The following is a 20,152-nucleotide window of genomic DNA, read 5'->3' on the forward strand; positions in this document are numbered from 1 at the left end:
ATCTTATATTTTAATATTAACCCCTCCTTAATATAATTAGATTATCAAAAGAGGACAGTAATCAAAGCTGTCACGGATAATTATTAAGGAGGGTTTTTTATGAAGTTTAAGAGATTAGCGGCTGCAGTGATGGCAGCAACAATGTGTGGGTCACTTTTTGTAGGTTGTGGCAATGCTAAAAAGGATGACACAGCAGCAGGTGAGGAAAAAATCACAGCTACAATCAAGGTATGGGGTTGTGCGGAAGATCAGGCAGATGAGAACGGCAAATGGCTGCAGACAATGTGTGACCAGTTCAATTCAGAGCATCCTGACTGGGATTTAACATTTGAATACGGTGTATGCTCAGAGCAGGACGCAGGAAAGATAGTTCCACAGGATCCGGAGAATTCAGGAGATGTATACTTCTTTGCTAACGACCAGCTTCAGACACTTGTTGATGCTAACGCTATTGCAAAGCTTGGTGGAGAGACAGCAGATTATGTTAAGAAAACTAACTCGGATGCAATTGTGGATTCAGTATCAGTAGATGGAGCTGTATACGGAGTACCATTCACAACTAACACATGGTTTATGTACTATGACAAGAGCAAATTCACAGACAGTGATGTAAAGAGCCTTGATAAAATGCTTGAGAAGAATAAGGTAGCTTTCAATATTACAGAGGGCTGGTATATGTCATCATTCTTCCTTGCTAATGGATGTACATATTTTGGAAAAGACGGAAAAGATAATTCAGCAGGTGTTGATATCTCAGGAGATAAGGGAACACAGGCAACACAGGCAATGGTTTCACTTGTAAATAATCCTAACTTTGTCAATGACCTTCAGGGCGTTGGTATCGCTGGTTTAAGAGATGGTTCAGTTGGAGCTTACTTCTCAGGATCATGGGATTATAAGAGTGTTAAAGAGATTCTTGGAGACAAATTTGGAGCAGTTTCACTTCCTACAGTTAAGATTGGTGGAAAAGACAAGCAGATGTTAGCATTTGCAGGTTCTAAGGCAATCGCAGTTAATCCTAACTGCAAGTATCAGCAGGTAGCAGTTGCACTTGCAAAGTATCTTGGAAGCAAGGATGCACAGAAGAAGCATTATGAATTAAGAGGTGTTATTCCTTGTAATACAGAGCTTCTTGCAACTGATGAAGTAAAGAAGGATGCACTTGTAACAGCACAGAATGATACATTTAACAAGACATCAGTAATCCAGCCAACAGTAACAGGCATGAATGATTACTGGGCACCTGCACAGAACTTTGCTAAGGCAATTGTAAATGGTGAAATAACAGCAGATAATGCAGCAGCTAAGACACAGGATTTCTATAAGCAGATTAATACATCAATTGCAAAATAATTGATAGCGATTAAATGCTGAAAGGAGTGGCGCATAATGGCAGTTAAGTTCACTGAATCATTTAGAAAAGGAAATATATTTACGAAGTTAAGTATTCTGATTCCAGGACTTGGTAATCTTGTAGGAAAGCAGATTATAAAGGGAATTATGTATATAGCTATAGAAGCAGCCTTTGTATGCTTTATGATTATGAAGGGAATTAACTGCCTTGCGATGCTTCCAGGTCTTGGAAGCAGACCGCAGCAGGAGGTCTGGAATGAGAAGCTTGGAATATATGAGTATGTTGCAGGTGATAATTCACTTCTTATACTTCTATATGGAATAGCAACAATATTCATGATTATAGCTTACATAATAGTTGCAGCGGGTGCTGTGAAAAGTTCATATAAGCTGGAACTGTTAAAGGAAAAAGGAAAGCATATAAATACATTTGCAGAAGACGTGAAGTCGTTGTTTAATGAGAACCTTCATAAGCTGTTGCTTACACTTCCGGTATCAGGTGTGCTTATATTTACAATACTTCCACTTATTTTTATGATAAGCATGGCATTTACTAATTATAGTAAGGTTAACAATCATCTGGTGCTTTTCGACTGGGTAGGACTTGAGAATTTCAAGCAGATATTCGATTCAGGAAGCATGATAGGACAGTCATTCTGGTCAGTATTTGGCTGGACTATAGTATGGGCAGTATTTGCAACATTTCTCAATTACATATTCGGAATACTTGTTGCACTGCTTATTAACAGAAAAGGTACGAAATTAAAGGCTTTCTGGAGATTTATATTTATACTTTCAATTGCAATTCCACAGTTTGTTTCACTTCTTATTGTCAGAAGCATGCTGGCACAGGATGGAATTATAAATGTTGTTTTAAAGAATGCAGGCTGGATAACAAAATCACTGCCATTCTTTACAAATGCGACTTGGGCAAGAATCACAGTAATCGTGGTAAATCTGTGGATAGGTATTCCATATACTATTCTGCAGGTTACAGGTATATTACAGAATATACCTATGGAACTGTATGAGGCAGCAGATGTGGATGGAGCTAATGGATTTGTCAAGTTCATTAAGATAACAATGCCATATATGTTATTTGTAACGGCACCATATCTTATCACTACATTTACTGCTAATATTAACAACTTTAACATTGTTTATCTGCTGACTAAGGGAGATCCTGTTATGGCAGGTGCAACAGCAGGAAAGACAGACCTTCTGGTAACATGGCTGTACAAGATGACAATAGATTATCAGTATTATAATCTTGGTGCTGTTATCGGTATTATGACATTCATATTCTTAGCGATTGGTTCACTACTTGTATACAGAAGAACGAAAGCGTATAAAGATGAGGAGGGATTCCAGTGAAAAAGAAAAAGACTATTAAAAATATACTGGCACATACAGTGCTTACAATATTAGCGATAGTGTGGGTAAGTCCTCTTTTCTGGATAATCCTCACAAGCTTCAGGGCACAGAAGGGTGCTTATACAAGCTCCTTCTTCCCAAAGCAGTATTCATTTGATAATTACTTAAAGCTTTTTACAGATACAGGAATACTTAATTTCCCACGAATGTTTACCAATACACTGATAGTAGCAGTATTCTCGTGTATTATATCTACATTTTTTGTTCTGTCAGTGGCTTATTGTATGTCACGGCTTAAGTTTAAGATGAGAAAAGTAATGATGAATATTGCAATGATACTTGGACTTTTCCCTGCATTTATGGCGATGGTTGCTGTATATTATATACTTAAAGCAGTAGGACTTTCAGAAGGAGCAATGATAAGAGTTGCACTTGTGCTTGTATATTCAGCATCATCAGGAATACAGTTTTACATTGCAAAGGGATTCTTTGATACTATCCCTAAGACAATAGATGAGGCTGCTATGATAGATGGAGCAACGAAGTGGCAGGTATTTACCAAGATAACAATACCTCTTAGTAAACCAATTATAGTGTATACAATACTTACATCATTCATAGCACCTTGGGTAGATTTCATATTTGCAAGAGTAATCTGCAGGGCAAATGCGAAGTATTATACCGTAGCAATCGGCTTGTGGCAGATGCTTGAAAAGGAGTATGTTGATGTATGGTACACAAGATTTGCAGCAGGAGCAGTTCTTATATCAATTCCAATTGCAGCCTTGTTTATGATAATGCAAAGATGTTATAATGAAAGCATGACAGGTGCAGTGAAGGGTTAGATATATGAATAGATTAAAGCAAACATTAAAAAAATGTGTGGCATTTGGTGTCACAGGAATAATGCTTATATTAGCCGGGTGTAAAAGCCCGGCTGGTTTTGCGTCTAATGATAATGAAGAATACAATGCTAGAATGGAAGAAGCGAGAACAACGCCATTCGGGGCTTACCCCGAGACTATAGAATATACACTTGGAAAGATGACAAGTGTTAATAATTCCAATATGCCGGAGAATGACACATATACAGATAATGCGTACACACGCTATATTAAGTCTGTGATTAATGTGCAGAATGTTGATGCATTTGAAGCAAACGACAGCCAGTATGACACTAACGTTTCTATGGCAATCTCAATGGGAAGCCTGCCGGATATCATGGTTGTATCAAGTCAGGATGAGGTTGAACAGTTAGTGGAAGCAGGACTTATAGAGGACCTTACAGAAAGCTACAATAACTGTATAAGTGACAGAATCAGAAAAATGTATGAAAGCTATGGGGATTCACTTAAGGATATGGTTACATACGATGGAAAGATAATGGCACTGCCTGAGACTAATATAACAGACGGACCTAATCTGGTGTGGTTAAGAAAAGACTGGATGGATAAGCTTGGATTGTCAGAGCCACACACTATTGATGATGTTGTTAATATAGTGAAACATTTTATATCAGAAGACCCTGGAAATAATGGAGTGGATACATCAGGAAAACCTAATACAGTGGGGCTTGCAGTGGATACAGATGTGACAGGTGAATGTGGTTACAGCAGTGAATTTCTGCTGGATATAATATTTGCCTGCTTTGGGGCGTATCCAAAGCAGTGGATAATGAATGATGATGGTGAGATTGTATATGGTTCGGTTACAGATGAGGCAAAAGAAGCACTTTCGTATATAAGCAGCCTGTATAATCAGGGTGTTATAGATAATGATTTTCTTCTGAGAACATCAACCAACATATGTGAGCTTATAGAGAATGGTCTGTGTGGCTCGTTTTTCGGACCATGGTGGGCGCCGAATAATCCGCTTGCTAATGCAGTAAGCAGAAATCCGGATGCGGACTGGCAGCCATATTTAATAGCAACGGATTCGGATGGAACAACGAGTTATCACAGCCAGAACCCGTGTTACAAATATGTTGTTGTAAGAAAGGGCTATGAACATCCTGAGATTGCAGCAAAGATGATAAGCGTTATGTTTGATAAAGTAAGATTTGACTGTACAGACTCAGAAGAATTCAAGAATTACTATCAGCTTAATGTTGAACCTACGGCAAGACCTTTATCAATAAATGTTGATTATAATAATGCACTTTCAATATGTTACAGGAATATAGATGCCACAATTTCGGGAAGAAAGAATCCTGACAGTCTGGAACTTCTTGAGCGTTCATTTTATGATGCATGCAGTGAGTATATTAAGAATGCTAACAAAACAAGTACGCAATGGGCAGCGTATATGTCAAGAATTAAGGCATGCAGTCTTATTGCACAGGATAATATAAAGGTAGTTGACTCACTTTATTTTAAGACCACAGACACAATGAAGAGCCATTGGTGGAGACTTAAGGCTAAAGAAAAAGAGGCATATTTAAAGATTATAAGCGGAGAAGAAGATATATCTTACTTTGATACATTTGTAAAAGAATGGAATGAACAGGGCGGTCAGACTATTACATCAGAAGTCAGTCAGAGTATGAAATAATTGGCTGTGAAAATATAGTAATATATGATACAATCTTAATTAATGTAAATATATTAACGATGGAGGTTTTATTTTGAAAGAGAGAGAAAAATTCGGCTCGCGACTCGGCTTTATCTTAGTGTCTGCCGGTTGTGCGGTGGGACTTGGTAATGTGTGGAAATTTCCATACATATGCGGGGAAAATGGTGGTGCGGCATTCGTGCTTATCTATCTTGTATTTCTTGCAATTCTTGGATTTCCTATTATGTGTGCGGAGTTCACAGTAGGACGAGGAAGCGGTAAAGGTGCTGCAAGGGCATTTGAAGAACTGGAGACTAAGGGAAGTAAATGGCATCATTTCAAATGGGTATCGGTAGTAGGAAGCTACATATTAATGGCTTTCTATACTATGGTTGCAGGATGGATGCTTTATTATGCATGGCGTGAGGCAAGTGGTTCGTTAGCAGGTTTAGAGCCAGATGAGGTTTCAGGTGCATTTGGAACTATGCTTTCACAGCCGGGTACAATGACAATCTGGATGATTGTTTCAGTTTTACTTTCGTTTGGTGTATGTGTATTAGGGTTACAGAAGGGCGTTGAGAAGATTACTAAGGTTATGATGTTACTTCTCCTTATTCTTATTGTGGTACTGGCAGTTCATTCACTTGTGCTTCCTAATGCATCAGAAGGTGTTAAATTCTATATGGTGCCTAATCTTGATGCTATTAAATCAAGAGGTTTAGGGCCGGTTATATTTGATGCCATGACACATGCATTCTTTACACTTAGTGTAGGTATTGGTGCAATGGAGATATTCGGAAGCTACTTAAAGAAAGACAGAACAATAAGTGGAGAGGCTGTTAACATCATTCTGCTTGATACATTTGTTGCTCTTATGGCAGGATTCATAATTATTCCTGCATGCTTTGCATATGGTGTTGCTCCGGGTGCCGGTCCATCACTTTTATTTATAACACTGCCTAACATATTTAATCATATGGCAGGAGGAAGAATATGGGGAACAGCATTCTTTGTATTCATGTCATTTGCAGCATTATCAACTGTAATTGCTGTATTTGAGAACATTATTGCTTTTTATATTGATCTTAAGGGATTTTCCAGGAAAAAGGTTGTTGCAGGTAATGTTATATTCATGATACTGCTTTCACTTCCTGCAGTATTAGGCTTTAACAAGCTTGCAGCTTTCCAGCCTATTGGTCCGGGAAGTTCAATTATGGATCTTGAGGATTTCCTTGTTTCATATAATCTGCTTCCTCTCGGAAGTATGATATTTGTATTATTCTGTACCAAGAAGAACGGCTGGGGATGGGAAGGCTTCAGAAAAGAAGCTAATGAAGGAAAAGGACCTAAGCTTCCTGACTGGTTAAGATTCTATATGAGTTACATACTTCCGGCTATTATAGTAGTTGTATACCTTAAGGGTTACTATGACACATTTAAACCAATGGGAACAGGTTATCTTGTTGGCTGGATGTTATTTGCGTGTGTATTGCTTCTTGCAATATTCGGAATTGCTAATTATAAGAAGAAAGATGCGTAAGCTATGACTAAGAAAGAACTTGCTTTAGAGGTTATCAGAAGATTAAAGGCAGAATATCCGGATTCGGAGTGCAGTCTTGATTACGATGATGCCTGGAAACTGCTTGTAAGCGTAAGACTTGCTGCACAATGTACTGATGCAAGAGTAAATGTTGTGGTTAAGGGGCTGTATGAGGAATATCCTGATATAGCCTCAATTGCTGCAGCATCTCCAGAAGAGATTGAAAAGATTATAAGACCATGCGGACTTGGAAAAAGCAAGGCAAGGGATATATGTGCATGTATGCGCATGCTTCATGAACAGTATAATGATAAAGTTCCTGACAGTATGGAAGAATTATTAAAGCTTCCTGGAGTTGGAAGGAAGAGTGCCAATCTTATTATGGGTGATGTGTTCGGAAAGCCGGCAATTGTTACAGATACACACTGTATAAGGCTTTGTAACAGAATAGGTCTTGTAAAAGACGAGAAAGAGCCTAAGAAGGTTGAGATGGCATTGTGGAAGATAGTTCCACCAGAAGAAGGAAGCGGATTATGCCACCGGTTTGTAGACCACGGAAGAGAGGTATGTACGGCGCGTACTACGCCACACTGTGAAAGATGCTGCCTTAATGATATATGTAAGAAAAATGGGATAAAAGTGTGATTGAATATGCATTTTTATTATGGTAGTATTTTATTGTTGTTCATACTAATGGACAAATTGTATGGGAGGGGAACATGGAATTAAAAGAATTAATTAAATACGCAAGAGATAACAGGTGTTCAGATCTGCATATTACTGCAGGGGAAGCGGTTGCGGTAAGAAAATATGGTGAACTTCAGCTTCTTGATATAACACCTTCGATAGAAGAAACAGAAGAGATGATATTCTCAATTCTTGGCGATGAAGATATACAGACTGTTCAGGCTGGAAAAGATATTGATGTAGCATCTACTGATGAGTCTGGTGGACGATTAAGAATTAATATATATCATCAGAGAAGAAATCTTGCAGCAAGTATCCGTCTTCTTGATTCTGTTATACCGTCGTTTGAAGAATTGGGACATTCGGGAAAACTTTTTTCTAAGCTTGTTGAGAAAAGATCCGGACTTATTCTTGTAACAGGTCCTACAGGAAGTGGTAAGTCTACAACACTTGCAGCTATGATTGATTATATTAACAACAATATGGCAAGACATATTATAACAGTAGAAGATCCTATAGAGTATGTATATGGATTTAAGAAATCTATGATACATCAGAGACAGGTAGGAAGAGATGTACCTGATTTTGCGACAGCACTTCGTTCAGCACTTCGTGAAGATCCTGATGTTATTCTCGTAGGAGAGATGAGAGACTATGAAACTATCAATGCGGCAATTACAGCGGCAGAAACAGGACATCTTGTATTATCAACTCTTCATACAAGAAGTGCAGCACAGACAGTTGAACGTATAATCAGTGCATGTCCGGTAGAGGCACAGTCAGCACTTACATTACAGCTGGCATCTGTATTAGCAGCAGTTGTAACACAGACACTCGTACCTTGTGCAGAGCATGAGGGAAGAATTGCAGCTACAGAGATAATGATTAACAATACAGCAGTAGCTAATCTTATCAAAGAAAAGAAAACCAATCAGATTCAGACAGTTCTTCAGTCGAATATGCAGTCAGGTATGCATACAATGAATTATTCACTTGCTAATCTTGTTAAGACAAGGGTTATTTCAAGGGATGTAGCTCTGAAGTTTTCAGAGAACCCTGCTGAGCTTGCAAAGAGTATATAATATAAACTTGTAGTGTTATGCAGTTTTATAACTTTGCGAATAGTGTACAAAATACAGAACAACAAAAAATAATTTGAAAAGAAAGCCATTCTACTGTATTATAGGGTTAGATTCATTACGGACAACACTATAGTACGGCTGAAAGGCTTTTTTTATGAAAAGAATTAAATTAATTAACAGGTTTTTTTACGGTATATTTTTATTAGGATTTCTGCTTTTTATGGCTTCAGGATTTATATTCAGCACTGTAGATAAGGTGACACCGGAAGATAAAAGAACGGGTGCTGTAGTTAAACCAGAGGATACAAGATATATTGGAGATGACACAATTGAATATTATGTGAAGATTAAAGCAAGTGCAGGAAATAATAATGCACTGGCATTTGTAAGCAGGCATCAGGAAGTAGAAGTATATGCAGGTGGAAGACTTATATATTATATAAAAGCACATAGGTCTATATATGGAACAACCACTGGAACTAATTATACGATTGTGAACATTCCTCCATATACAACAGATATAATTGTAAGGCTTACTAATGTATATGATGGTCATAAGATAAGAGAAACAACATTTGGATATGGCGACGAGACAAAACTTGTAAAAGAGCTTATTGCGAAATCGCTGCCATCAGCAGTACTTAGTTCGTTTATAATAATAGTTGGATTTGCCATGGTTATATTATGGATTTTCTGTAGAAAGAAAATTGCACAGACACAAGCACTGTTTTATTTCGGTATATTTGCAATGATTATAGGTGCATGGGCTCTTAATGAAACTGATATTGCAACAATTCTTGTGGAGAACAGGAAGATAGGTTCACTGATAGGGTATATACTGCTTATGATGATGCCTATTCCTTTTATGCAGGCAGAGAAGAATTTTTTCCAGATAGGGAAAAGTGCTGTGAATAATATCTTGTGCGCCATATATGCTGCAACAGCTGTAATACTGCTTGTATGTCATATGACAGGTGTGTGGGAATTTAAGAATAGCGTGTACATTATACATATGATGCTTGCTATGTCACTTGTATATTTCTGGACAGTTCTTATTAAAAGAGTATGGGTTAAAGGCTTTGACAGGAAAGTAAAGTCTAATATTATAGGTGCGGCTGCACTTGGAATTTCTATGATTGTTGATCTTATTGCATATTATAAGGGAATGCAGCAGACAGATCTTATAGGAAAACTGGGTATTCTTATATTTATTATTGTGCTTGGTTATGAGAGCATATCAGAAGCATATGAGAAGATTAAAGAAGGTCAGAAGGTGGATTTCTACAAAGAGATGGCTGTAACTGATACTATGACAGGGGTTTATAATCGCTTTGCATTTGAAGAGTGGGAACAGGAAACTTCTGATTATGAAGGGTATTCTATAGTGACATTTGACCTTAATAACCTTAAGTGGTGTAATGATAATCTGGGGCATGCAGCAGGAGATGCCTATATACAGGCATCAGCCAGAATTATTAAAGAGATATTTGGCAGACATGGTAAATGTTATCGTATAGGTGGGGATGAATTCTGTACTGTAATTAATCAGAAGCAAAAAAGCTTTGATATTGGAAGACATGTGAAGCAGCTAAGGGAACTTGAAAAGTATGCTGAAGAAGCACTTGAAATCAAAGACCTTAATGTGCAGATTGCATGTGGTTATGCTGAATATGATATAAAGACAGATAAGAACTTTGAAGATACAAGAAGCAGAGCTGATAAGAGAATGTACGAAAGTAAGAGAAGATTGAAAAGAGAGTGATATATGGATAAATATGGAATTTTAAAGCATTATTTTGGGTATAATTCATTTCGTCCGGGTCAGGAAAAGTTAGTTGATGCTATTCTTGCAGGGCAGGATGTGTTAGGAATTATGCCTACAGGTGCGGGAAAATCATTATGTTATCAGGTGCCGGCATTGTTAATGTCCGGCATTACTCTTGTTGTGTCGCCACTTATATCGCTTATGAAGGATCAGGTTGGAGCACTTAATCAGGCTGGTGTACATGCGGCTTATATTAATAGTTCACTGACAGATAATCAGATAACTAAGGCACTCGCATTTGCAAAGCAGGGACGGTATAAAATTATATATGTTGCACCTGAAAGGCTGGAAACATGGGGCTTTATTGATTTTGCCACACATGTAGAGATATCTATGATTACCGTAGATGAAGCCCACTGTATATCACAGTGGGGACAGGATTTCAGACCAAGTTACCTGAATATATTGTCATTTGTTAAGAAGCTGGCAAGGCGTCCTATAATAAGCGCGTTTACAGCTACAGCGACAAGCAAAGTAAGAGATGATATATTGCAGATTCTTTCCCTCGAAAGACCGGTAATACTCACTACAGGTTTTGACAGAAGCAATCTGACATTCAAGGTCAAGCATATTAAGGACAAGGATTCATATATACTTGATTACCTTGTAAGCCACAGACAGGATAGTGGGATTATATACTGTGCTACAAGAAAAAATGTTGAAAAAGTCTATGACATGCTTAATGCCAACGGACTTTCTGTGACTAAGTATCATGCGGGCCTTTCAGCAGAAGAAAGAAAAGAAAATCAGGATTCATTTATATATGATATCAAGCCGGTTGTTGTTGCAACTAATGCATTTGGAATGGGAATTGACAAGTCAAATGTAAGATTTGTAATTCATTATAATATGCCGCAGTGCATAGAGAATTATTATCAGGAGCTGGACGTGCCGGAAGAGATGGGGAGGATTCAGAATGCGTACTGTTGTATTCTCCACAGGATATTATGATAAATAAGTTTTCATAGAACACAGAGAGCCTAATCCTGATATGGATGCAGAAGAACAGGCACGGCTTATGATTCTTGATAAAAGAAGGCTTAATGCAATGGTAGATTACTGCAAGACAACAGGCTGCTTAAGAGAGTATATACTTAAATATTTTGGAGAAAGGCCAGACAATCCAAAGGGGGGACGATACAACTGCCATAACTGTTCTAACTGTGTTATTGATGAGGCAGAACAGGAAGCAGACGAGGCTTATATGTATCCGGGAAACCGTTTCAGCGCACCTGTATCAAGGAATGCTGCAATGGTGGCAGATAGAATGAAGCGTTCTGCCGCTGCTGCAAAATCAGCATATGCAACGCCCAAGTCAAAGAAGCCGGAGGATGCACTTAATGACAGAGGCGTTATGTTGTTTAACAGACTGCGTGAGTTAAGAAAACAGATAGCTGTTTCAGTAGGCGTTCCGCCATATGTAATATTTTCAGACAGGACGCTTATAGATATGTGTCTTAAAGTTCCGTTTAATGAGGAAGAAATGCTGTCAGTAAGCGGTGTTGGTGAGAATAAATATGAGCGCTATGGCAAGGTGTTTATGGATGAAATATACGATTTTCTTGATGGAATGAAGCAGAATCTGGCAAGATGAGATTAAAGTGTTTATGGACAGAAGAATGAATGGGAGATATGAATGAAGAATTATAAGATGATAATTACTTATGATGGTACAAGGTATTATGGCTGGGAACATCAGCCGACTACTGATATGACAATTCAGGGCAAGTTAGAATCAGTGCTTTCTGCCATGACAGGAACTGAGGTTGAGGTTATAGGTGCAGGAAGAACAGATGCCGGAGTGCATGCAAAGGGAATGGTAGCCAATGCGCATATGGAAACTAAGATGAAGGAAGATGAGATATGCGATTATATGAACAGATATCTTCCAGAAGATATCTGTGTGCAGGAGGTCCGTGTTGCATCTGACAGATTTCACAGCCGTTACAATGCGCAGGGGAAAACTTACTGCTATACATGTTATGTTGGGGATAAAAAGCCTGTATTTAACAGAAAATATGTCAATATAATTGAGGGTAAGCTGGATGTTGAAGCCATGAAGAGGGCAGCAGACATACTTACTGGAGAACATGATTTTGCATCATTTTGTGGCAATCCCAAGATGAAGAAATCGACAGTACGTGAGATTTATTCAATTGATGTTTCTTTAAAGGGTTCATTCCTTAATCTTACATATCATGGAAGCGGATTCCTACAGTATATGGTAAGAATATTAAGTGGTACACTTCTTGAAGTTGGACAGGGAAAGAGAACACCAGAAAGTATGTATGAACTTTTAGAGGAGAGAAACAGAAGCCTTGCAGGTGCAACTGCGCCGGCAAAGGGACTGTGTCTTCTGAAGGTTGACTACTCGAAGGAGGCTTGATAGTCCGGACGCCGTACAGTAACTGTGGAAGGGTGTGTGGTGTCCTTAGGCATCTGCCCTTAGGATTCTTATGTCTAGTGAAACTAAATGCCGCAATCTGCTAAGTTTATAATGGAACTTGTAATCAAACGCGCTTCGCTTGAACGAGATTACAAGTCCCAACCTTTAGCAGATTGCGGCATTAACTTTCACACGACATAAGAATATTCGGGCATACACCTAAGGATACCACACACCTATCCCACAGTACACTGTACGGCTGACTTTTTCTTCTTCAAGTAGTCAGCCTCCGGACGAATGCTCGCCTGCGGCATTGCATTCTGGGTGTGGATATGTTTGTTTTGATGGACTTGAACAAAATTTTTCATAACTTTTTGCATATAGTGCAGGGATCTATTGCAGATAATGCAGAAGAAATATGGAATGAACATATGGGAATACCAATAGAGATGTAATGTATACTGTACGGCATGTCTGTAATTATTTTGGCTGCCTAGTAGCGGGGTGGTGGCTTTGAGATTGGGAGATGTTATGCAAGACCGATTTATGCCGAACCGTGTGTAAGTTAATGCCGTTATATACAAAAAGTGCTGTGTAAAAATCTCGTTCAAGCGAAGCGCGTTTGATTTTTACACAGCTAAAAGACATTGTATATGACGGCATTTACTTACACTAGGTGCAGGCATCCATGAGGCTTGTATAACATCTCCCTATCTCAATGCCCACCTTTGTACTAATTAAAGCACCTTCGACAAGAAATCCTTCAATCTCTCACTCTGAGGATTGCCAAAGAATTCTTCAGGAGCCCCCTCTTCATTGATGACACCATCGTAGAAGAACATGCATCTGTTGGCAACTTCTTTTGCAAATCCCATCTCATGAGTTACGACAATCATTGTCATTCCTGATGCGGCAAGTTCCTTCATGATTGCGAGAACCTCACCAACCATTTCAGGATCAAGTGCTGATGTCGGCTCGTCGAAAAGCATTATCTCAGGATTCATTGCGAGTGCCCTTGCGATAGCAACTCTCTGCTTCTGACCACCACTTAACTGGTTAGGATAAGCATCGGCTTTGTCAGAAAGTCCCACTCTTGCAAGAAGCTCATCAGCCTTCTTATCAGCGTCCTCCTTGCTCATAAGTCCCAGCTTAGTAGGAGCAAGTGTTATATTTCTTCTTATAGTCATATTAGGGAAAAGGTTAAAATGCTGGAATACCATTCCTATTTTCTCTCTTAATTCATCCACATTTACGCTTTTATCTGTAAGATCCTGTTCATGGAATAATACATGACCTTCTGTAGGAGTTTCAAGAAGGTTAAGTGAACGTAAAAATGTTGATTTACCGCAGCCGGATGGTCCGATAATTGCAATAACCTCTCCTTTGCGGACTGTTGTATTGATTGATTCTAATACAACATGGTCGCCAAAAGATTTCTTCAGATTTTTAACTTCAAGTATGATTTCGTTAGTATTATCGCTCATTGCTTCTTAACCTCCTCTCAAGTTTCTTAACAAGCTGTGAAAGTCCCATAACCATTACAAGGTAGATGATGGCAACCCCGATAAGTGGAAGCATTGGATCATAAGTTATGCTTCGAATAATATCGCCACCTCTTGTAAGGTCGTTAAGACCGATGTAACCGCTGATAGATGTTTCCTTTAACAGAACAATGAACTCATTAGCAAGTGCTGGGAGAACATTCTTGAATGCCTGTGGAAGAATAACACTTATCATAGTTGTTTTATAAGAAAGACCAAGACTTCGTGCTGCTTCAAACTGTCCGTTATCAATAGACATAATACCTGAACGGAATATTTCGGCAACATAAGCACCTGAGTTGATACCAAATGCAAGTATCGCAACAATAAGCTTGTCAATATGCACAGAACTGAATATTACATAGTAGATAATAAGCAGCTGTACCATAGTTGGTGTTCCTCTGATTACAGTAAGATAAATGTTACAAATAAAGTTAAGAATCTTCATGTGTCCTGTTTTATCATGGTTAGAACGGACAACTGCAATAAGGAAACCAATAACAACACCCATAAGTGCTGCAAAGAATGCAATAATTACTGTGTTTAACAGACCCTTAAGAAGATAAGTGTATCTTGCTTCTTTGATGAAGTCTGTCTTAAACTTCTCGGCAAAGCTCATGCCTGATGCAGACGCATTGTCGTCACGTACAATAATAACCTGCTTAGAAGTTGTATAAGTAGTTGTGAAATCGATATTTTTCTTACGCTCATCTGTAACTGTTATACCAGCCATACCAAAATCGGCTTTACCAGAAGATACAGCAGTAATAATTGAATCGAATTCCATATCCTCAATCTTTAAATTCATGCCGAGGTAATCAGCAATAGCCTGTGCAATATCAGCGTCAATACCGATAATAGAGCCGCCTTCATAGTACTCGTATGGCTTAAAGTAAGCATTTGTAGCCATAATAAGAGTTCCGTTAGTCCGGTTTACACCTTCTGGAGACTTGTAACCTGAAAATGTAGCATTATCGCCAACATAATCATCAATAAGCTTCTGGATAGTTCCATCTGCCATAAGTACTTCAATAGCTTCATTGAGCTTTGCAGTAAGGGAATTGCCCTTAGCAACACAGATGGCATAATCCTCATTTGCAAATTCTTCTTCGAGAATTGTAAGGTCTGGATTAGTTTTAACAAATGCTAAGGCAGGCTGTTCATCAATAACAACAGCATCAGCTTTACCCTGCTTTAAAGCCTGTATAGCATCAGAACCTTTGTTGTATCTTGATACGGTTGTGCCTGAACCGTCAGTTTCGTAATCACTTACGAGAGTATCACCAGTTGTTCCTAACTGAACACCAATAGTCTTGCCTGCAAGGTCATCTACAGAAAATACTGTGTTCTTAATCTTCTTGCCCTGACATGAAGTAAGAAGAACAGAAGAGAACAAGAGAGTGAGGGCCGCAAAAACCAAAAGGAATCTCGACCTGTACTTTTTAAAATTCATTAGTAACTCCTTTCTATGCGAGCTGTGTATAAAACAGTTCAATATAATATATTTCATTAATTATACACACATAGTGGGGAAATTAGCAATTAAAATATTTGCGATGGAAGAAAATATGTACATGGGAACAGCCGCCAGGCAGGCGTCTGTTCCCACAGGTTGAGGTTATCAGTTAGTCTTGCTGCATATGCCATTGCAAGGTCCGGCGCATGCACCAGAGGAAGTCTGGCTGTTATTGCCATTGCTACAAGTGTTCTGGCAGGCTGTGCTGTTAGTGTTGAGAGTGTCGGTGCAGTCATTCATGCAAGGCTTCTTGCAGTCTTTTTTTAAGTTACCTTCGCATGAAGGTGGGCTTAAATCGAGAGGTTTGATGGCTCTGTCTAAGAGGTTGCCGCAAACGAACTTGATGCAGTCAGATTCTTCACCGGTAACAATGCTGCCCTTAGGTGTTGAGATTCTGCCGGCACTTGTTACGCGGTATCCACAGAAGTAAAGGCTCTGTAAGATGAGAGTAAGACCTACAGTAACCTCATCATCTGTAGTATCAAGACCTAAAAGCTTAGGTATTGCATAGAGGTTGAGTCCCTGGGTTACAACATTGTCAGATGATAAGAAACCTATACTGTTAAGTGCAGGCGTATAAACAGGTGGAGTTGCGTTATTTGAGTTGTAGGAAACTCCGTAAGGAGCGAATATTTCAAGGGTCACAGATGTCGGATTGGTGTCTTCATCATAAGTTGCAGCAGTAGTTGAGTTAGGAAGGTAGACTGCCGTTGGGGTAAGAGTTGCTAATGCCCTGCATGACTCATCATAAAGTGTTACTGCAAATGTTACAGTAAGGTTGGTAAGTTTCACAGAGTAGCAGTTAGGCCTTCCGGCTATCTGGGTGATTTCAACATTTTCATCACCATAAGTGTAGGTTATATCTATAACACTGACTGATGCGTTGGTAGCTGTTGGATAAGTCGTTGAAATATCTGTGCCGACAGCGAATGTGGTACACAGATTAATACCTATCTCGTCATAGATAAGAGGGGCAAGAATACTGAGTTCATCGGGTGAACCGCATATCGGGTTCGTGCATACATCAAAGCAGCCATTAGGCATGTTCTGCACAATATTGCTTACAATGCGGGTAGAACCACATTTGCTGCATTTACATTTAGCCATTATCTTTTCCTTCTTCGTTTCTTTACTACATTATATGTTCTATCTACATTCGCGTGACCATATAATAATGTAAAAACGGGAGTGTCCTTTTATGGCAAATGTATACACAGCAGGCAGCGACAGACGGCTTATAATCTATAGCATATCACGATATATATTTTTGAGAACGGCGTACATAGACGGTATAGAGCGCCCGATAATGCTTGCGTCAGACTTTCTGGACGGACTTTCAGATGTGGTGCTGGGAGACACAATATATTATGCATATCAGAACCAGAACGGAGATATTCTTGTTAAAAATGTGATGAACAACGAAGCACTTTTTCGTGTGAAAAGCAGTGAGAACCCAGATATGCACTGTCCACAGCTTGTAGTAAATAAAGACAGGTTATTGCTGTTTTATATGGTGACAAATCCGCTTACGGACAGACTGTCGCTGAGGGCTGTCTGCCCACTGGAAGAAGGTGACAGTCTTAACATTCCTGTGGATTGTGAAAATGTTGATATGTATGAAGTGTTTGGAATGCAGGGAAGAGCATTTTTATATGTAGACAGTTTCTATGAGATTACGGCAGATGGAAAATTCGTACCGTGTCAGGACACAGGCAGCCTGAAACAAAATGAAGAAAAAATTCATGAATATGAGATACAGCTTAATACATATATGCAGCAACAGGCGCAGTCTAAGCAGGTAATTGCGCAGCTTGAGGCAACAATAGAAAGTGCTAAGGCACAGTATAATGAACTTATGGAGACAGCAATTGCGTATAGGGATGAGGCAATTAAGTGGCGCAGCAAGTTCATATAGACACAAACTTTATATTATTAAGCCACCCGCCGCCACTCACCCATCAGGCACGCACTGGTCCACTGGGGTTGGAACGATTCGTTAGAATTGCGTTAATTTATCAGGTGGTGCTTTTGGCTTAATGTTTGTGTCCATTCGCAGATGAACATTTCTGGTATTGTGTCCGCCTGTGGCATATGCCCTCAAGGATTGCTGCACTTAGTGGGAGTAAATGCCGCTATCTACAAAGTTTATTACGGTGTGCTAAATCAAACGCGCTCCGCTTGAACGTGCTTTAGCACACCGCCCTTATGTATATAGCGGCATTAACTCCCACACAGTTCGCAATATATCGGGCGTAGGTCACAGGCGGACACAATGACGGAAGTGTACAGATGTCGAATGAACACAAACAATAGAAAAAGCCAAAAGCACCACTTGCTAAATTAGCAATTCATAACGTGTTCCAGACCCCAGTGGACCAGTGCGTGCCTGATGGGTGAGTGGCGGTGGGTGACAATAAAATATGAAGTTTGCGCAAATATTTATTGAAATCTTCCTCCATAATTGCGATAATAATACAAATGGAGGAATTATGGATAACAGGAAGCTAAACAGAAGGAATTTTTTACTATTATTATTTGTTGTGGCGGCATGTATTATGGGAGGCCGCTCTATATTGGGGTTCTTTGCACTGCTTACAGGATATGAGACTGCGACAACGGAAGTATCTGCAATTGCAGCTTCTGAGATGTATATGATGTTTCTTTTATTTCTTGTATGTATAATCGGAGGCATTGTTATGAGCTGTCTTAGTAAGGCTAAGGTGAGCAGGACATTTTTCTTAATACGCAATGCTGTGCTGATCGTGGCACTTGTGCTTGGCAATATGTCTTTTCCTAATATAACAATCATGAGTACGGTTGTTATGTCTAAGTATATAGGTGATGCTGGAATGTATGATTTTGCAATGAGTTCACCACTTCTTGTGTCAGCGTTAAGACAGCCATATCTGTTCTATACATACATGGCAGCAGAGGGACTTATGATTATTCTTGCGTGTGTCACAGTGTATAAGTATATTGTGGACAAGAAAAAGAACAGTAATTATAATAATATGTACATGTAAATGTGTCTGCTGCACTAATAAGGTGTGGCAGACAATTTTTGCGCAGTTAACAGATGCGCTTAATATGCCGGTTTATATGCGGGAGATAATAGAATGAAAGTAATGACACCACATTATTATAAGGATTTCCGATGCATTGCAGGAGCCTGTACAGATACATGCTGTGCCGGGTGGGATGTTGATGTTGATAAGAATTCTTACAAATATTATAAAACAGTTAAAGGTGCTTTTGGAAAGCGCCTGAAGAGTGTAATGGTACCATCACAGGACGGAGAATGTACATTTACACTGAAAGAAGGAGGACGATGTCCTTTCCTTAATGATGATAATCTGTGCGATTTATATATAGAACTTGGAGAGGATAAGCTGTGTGAAACATGTGCAGAGTTTCCAAGATTTATTAATGATTATGGCAATATAAGAGAGATTGGCATAGCACCCTCGTGTAAGACGGCTGGTGAGCTGATGTTTTCTTACATAGATGAACTTACATTTGATACGGTTGAGGATAACAGTCTTTCGCCTGAGCCTAATGATATAGATGCATATACATATATGCAGCTTCGGCAGGCAAGAATAGTGGCTTTTGGAATAATATCAGACAGGGATATAAGTATATTTGAGAGGTTGATGCTCTATCTTGATTATGCAAAGCGTATCCAGAAGCATCTTGATGCTGAAAGGGACGAGCTTATAGCTGGTGTCGCAAAGCGGTTCTGTGGACCTGATTACAGAGAGAAGCTGCTTGACAAGCTGAAAAGCCGGGATGCGAAGCTGCATGGCAAAAGGCTGATAAAGGGATTGAGACATTTCTTTGATGACTTTAAAGGAATGGAGGTAATCAATCCTGACTGGAATATTCATGTGGCAAGAGTAAGACAGTTCCTTGACGGGCTGGCGGATGATTCTGAGCTTGCAGTGGTAATGAAAGATTACCATGCGGGAAGCGAAGCATTTGCACATGAATATGAGCAGCTTGCAATGTACTATGTGTATAGATACATGCTTGACGCAGTCAATGATTATGATGTCCTTCTTAAAGCCAAGAATGCAGTTATAGGCATACTTGCAGTGGACATTATGGCAGCAGCTAATCATGCGTCCGGATGTACGCCCAATTTTACAATGCGCGTTGATATAGCACATTTGTATTCAAGACAGTTTGAACATTCATATTACAATTATGAAGTTTATAGAGAATATTTTGGCACTAAGAGATGCTATTCGTATGAGTTTCTTATGGATGCTTTAGTGTCACTGAATTAACGGAGGAAG

Annotated in this window: 15 protein-coding genes and 1 pseudogene; 13 read left to right on the forward strand and 3 right to left on the reverse strand. The window is 39.2% G+C overall.

Features of this window, described 5'->3' with window-relative positions; translation table 11 throughout:
* Positions 1–99 precede the first annotated feature (99 nt).
* The 10 genes and pseudogenes from DW963_RS09900 (at position 100) to truA (ending at position 12,797) form a co-directional block, all read left to right on the forward strand.
* On the forward strand, positions 100–1,353 hold the full coding sequence (locus DW963_RS09900; RefSeq protein ID WP_117915465.1) for an extracellular solute-binding protein: 1,254 nt from the start codon (positions 100–102) through the stop codon (positions 1,351–1,353).
* A gap of 36 nt (positions 1,354–1,389) precedes the next feature.
* A complete protein-coding gene (locus tag DW963_RS09905; protein ID WP_117915467.1) occupies positions 1,390–2,727 on the forward strand; it encodes a carbohydrate ABC transporter permease in 1,338 nt (445 codons plus the stop codon).
* Entirely contained in the window at positions 2,724–3,572 is an 849-nt protein-coding gene (locus DW963_RS09910; protein WP_117915469.1) for a sugar ABC transporter permease, read from the forward strand. The genes DW963_RS09905 and DW963_RS09910 overlap by 4 nt, the downstream gene beginning before the upstream one ends.
* Before the next feature lie 4 nt (positions 3,573–3,576).
* The gene (locus tag DW963_RS09915; protein ID WP_117915471.1) at positions 3,577–5,277 is read left to right on the forward strand and encodes an extracellular solute-binding protein; all 1,701 of its coding nucleotides are present in this window, start codon (positions 3,577–3,579) and stop codon (positions 5,275–5,277) included.
* Between the two features lie 73 nt (positions 5,278–5,350).
* Complete coding sequence (locus DW963_RS09920; protein ID WP_117915473.1) at positions 5,351–6,817, forward strand: sodium-dependent transporter; 1,467 nt, start codon at positions 5,351–5,353, stop codon at positions 6,815–6,817.
* A 3-nt stretch (positions 6,818–6,820) separates the two neighbouring features.
* Positions 6,821–7,462, forward strand: coding sequence for an endonuclease III domain-containing protein (locus DW963_RS09925; RefSeq protein ID WP_117915475.1), 642 nt, complete (start codon positions 6,821–6,823; stop codon positions 7,460–7,462).
* 74 nt (positions 7,463–7,536) lie between these two features.
* A complete protein-coding gene (locus tag DW963_RS09930) occupies positions 7,537–8,586 on the forward strand; it encodes a type IV pilus twitching motility protein PilT (RefSeq protein WP_117915477.1) in 1,050 nt (349 codons plus the stop codon).
* A gap of 154 nt (positions 8,587–8,740) precedes the next feature.
* Positions 8,741–10,348 carry a GGDEF domain-containing protein gene (locus tag DW963_RS09935; protein ID WP_117915478.1) on the forward strand — a complete coding sequence of 536 codons (1,608 nt, stop codon included), beginning with the start codon at positions 8,741–8,743 and terminating at the stop codon, positions 10,346–10,348.
* Between the two features lie 3 nt (positions 10,349–10,351).
* Positions 10,352–12,005 (forward strand): annotated as a pseudogene (locus DW963_RS09940) (RecQ family ATP-dependent DNA helicase).
* A gap of 42 nt (positions 12,006–12,047) precedes the next feature.
* Entirely contained in the window at positions 12,048–12,797 is a 750-nt protein-coding gene (truA, locus tag DW963_RS09945) for a tRNA pseudouridine(38-40) synthase TruA (protein WP_117915480.1), read from the forward strand.
* Positions 12,798–13,534: 737 nt separating this feature from the next.
* Here truA and DW963_RS09950 read toward each other — a convergent pair.
* From DW963_RS09950 to DW963_RS09960, 3 genes are all read right to left on the reverse strand, one after another.
* A complete protein-coding gene (locus DW963_RS09950; RefSeq protein WP_195366962.1) occupies positions 13,535–14,257 on the reverse strand; it encodes an amino acid ABC transporter ATP-binding protein in 723 nt (240 codons plus the stop codon).
* Positions 14,258–14,270: 13 nt separating this feature from the next.
* Positions 14,271–15,848 (reverse strand): ABC transporter permease subunit, encoded by a 1,578-nt coding sequence (locus DW963_RS14160; RefSeq protein ID WP_502694417.1) that lies wholly within the window; start codon positions 15,846–15,848, stop codon positions 14,271–14,273.
* Positions 15,849–15,959: 111 nt separating this feature from the next.
* A complete protein-coding gene (locus tag DW963_RS09960) occupies positions 15,960–16,961 on the reverse strand; it encodes a hypothetical protein (RefSeq protein WP_117915486.1) in 1,002 nt (333 codons plus the stop codon).
* A 91-nt stretch (positions 16,962–17,052) separates the two neighbouring features.
* On the opposite strand from DW963_RS09960, the gene DW963_RS09965 reads away from it, so the two are divergent.
* The 3 genes from DW963_RS09965 to fliB all read left to right on the forward strand — a co-directional run bounded on the left by DW963_RS09965 (position 17,053) and on the right by fliB (position 20,143).
* On the forward strand, positions 17,053–17,769 hold the full coding sequence (locus tag DW963_RS09965; protein WP_117915488.1) for a hypothetical protein: 717 nt from the start codon (positions 17,053–17,055) through the stop codon (positions 17,767–17,769).
* A gap of 574 nt (positions 17,770–18,343) precedes the next feature.
* Entirely contained in the window at positions 18,344–18,877 is a 534-nt protein-coding gene (locus DW963_RS09970) for a hypothetical protein (protein WP_117915490.1), read from the forward strand.
* Between the two features lie 93 nt (positions 18,878–18,970).
* Complete coding sequence (fliB, locus tag DW963_RS09975; protein ID WP_117915492.1) at positions 18,971–20,143, forward strand: flagellin lysine-N-methylase; 1,173 nt, start codon at positions 18,971–18,973, stop codon at positions 20,141–20,143.
* Positions 20,144–20,152: the final 9 nt, after the last annotated feature.

Origin of the sequence: Eubacterium sp. AM46-8, from assembly GCF_003466705.1 — a bacterium.
Taxonomy (GTDB): domain Bacteria; phylum Bacillota; class Clostridia; order Lachnospirales; family Lachnospiraceae; genus Lachnospira.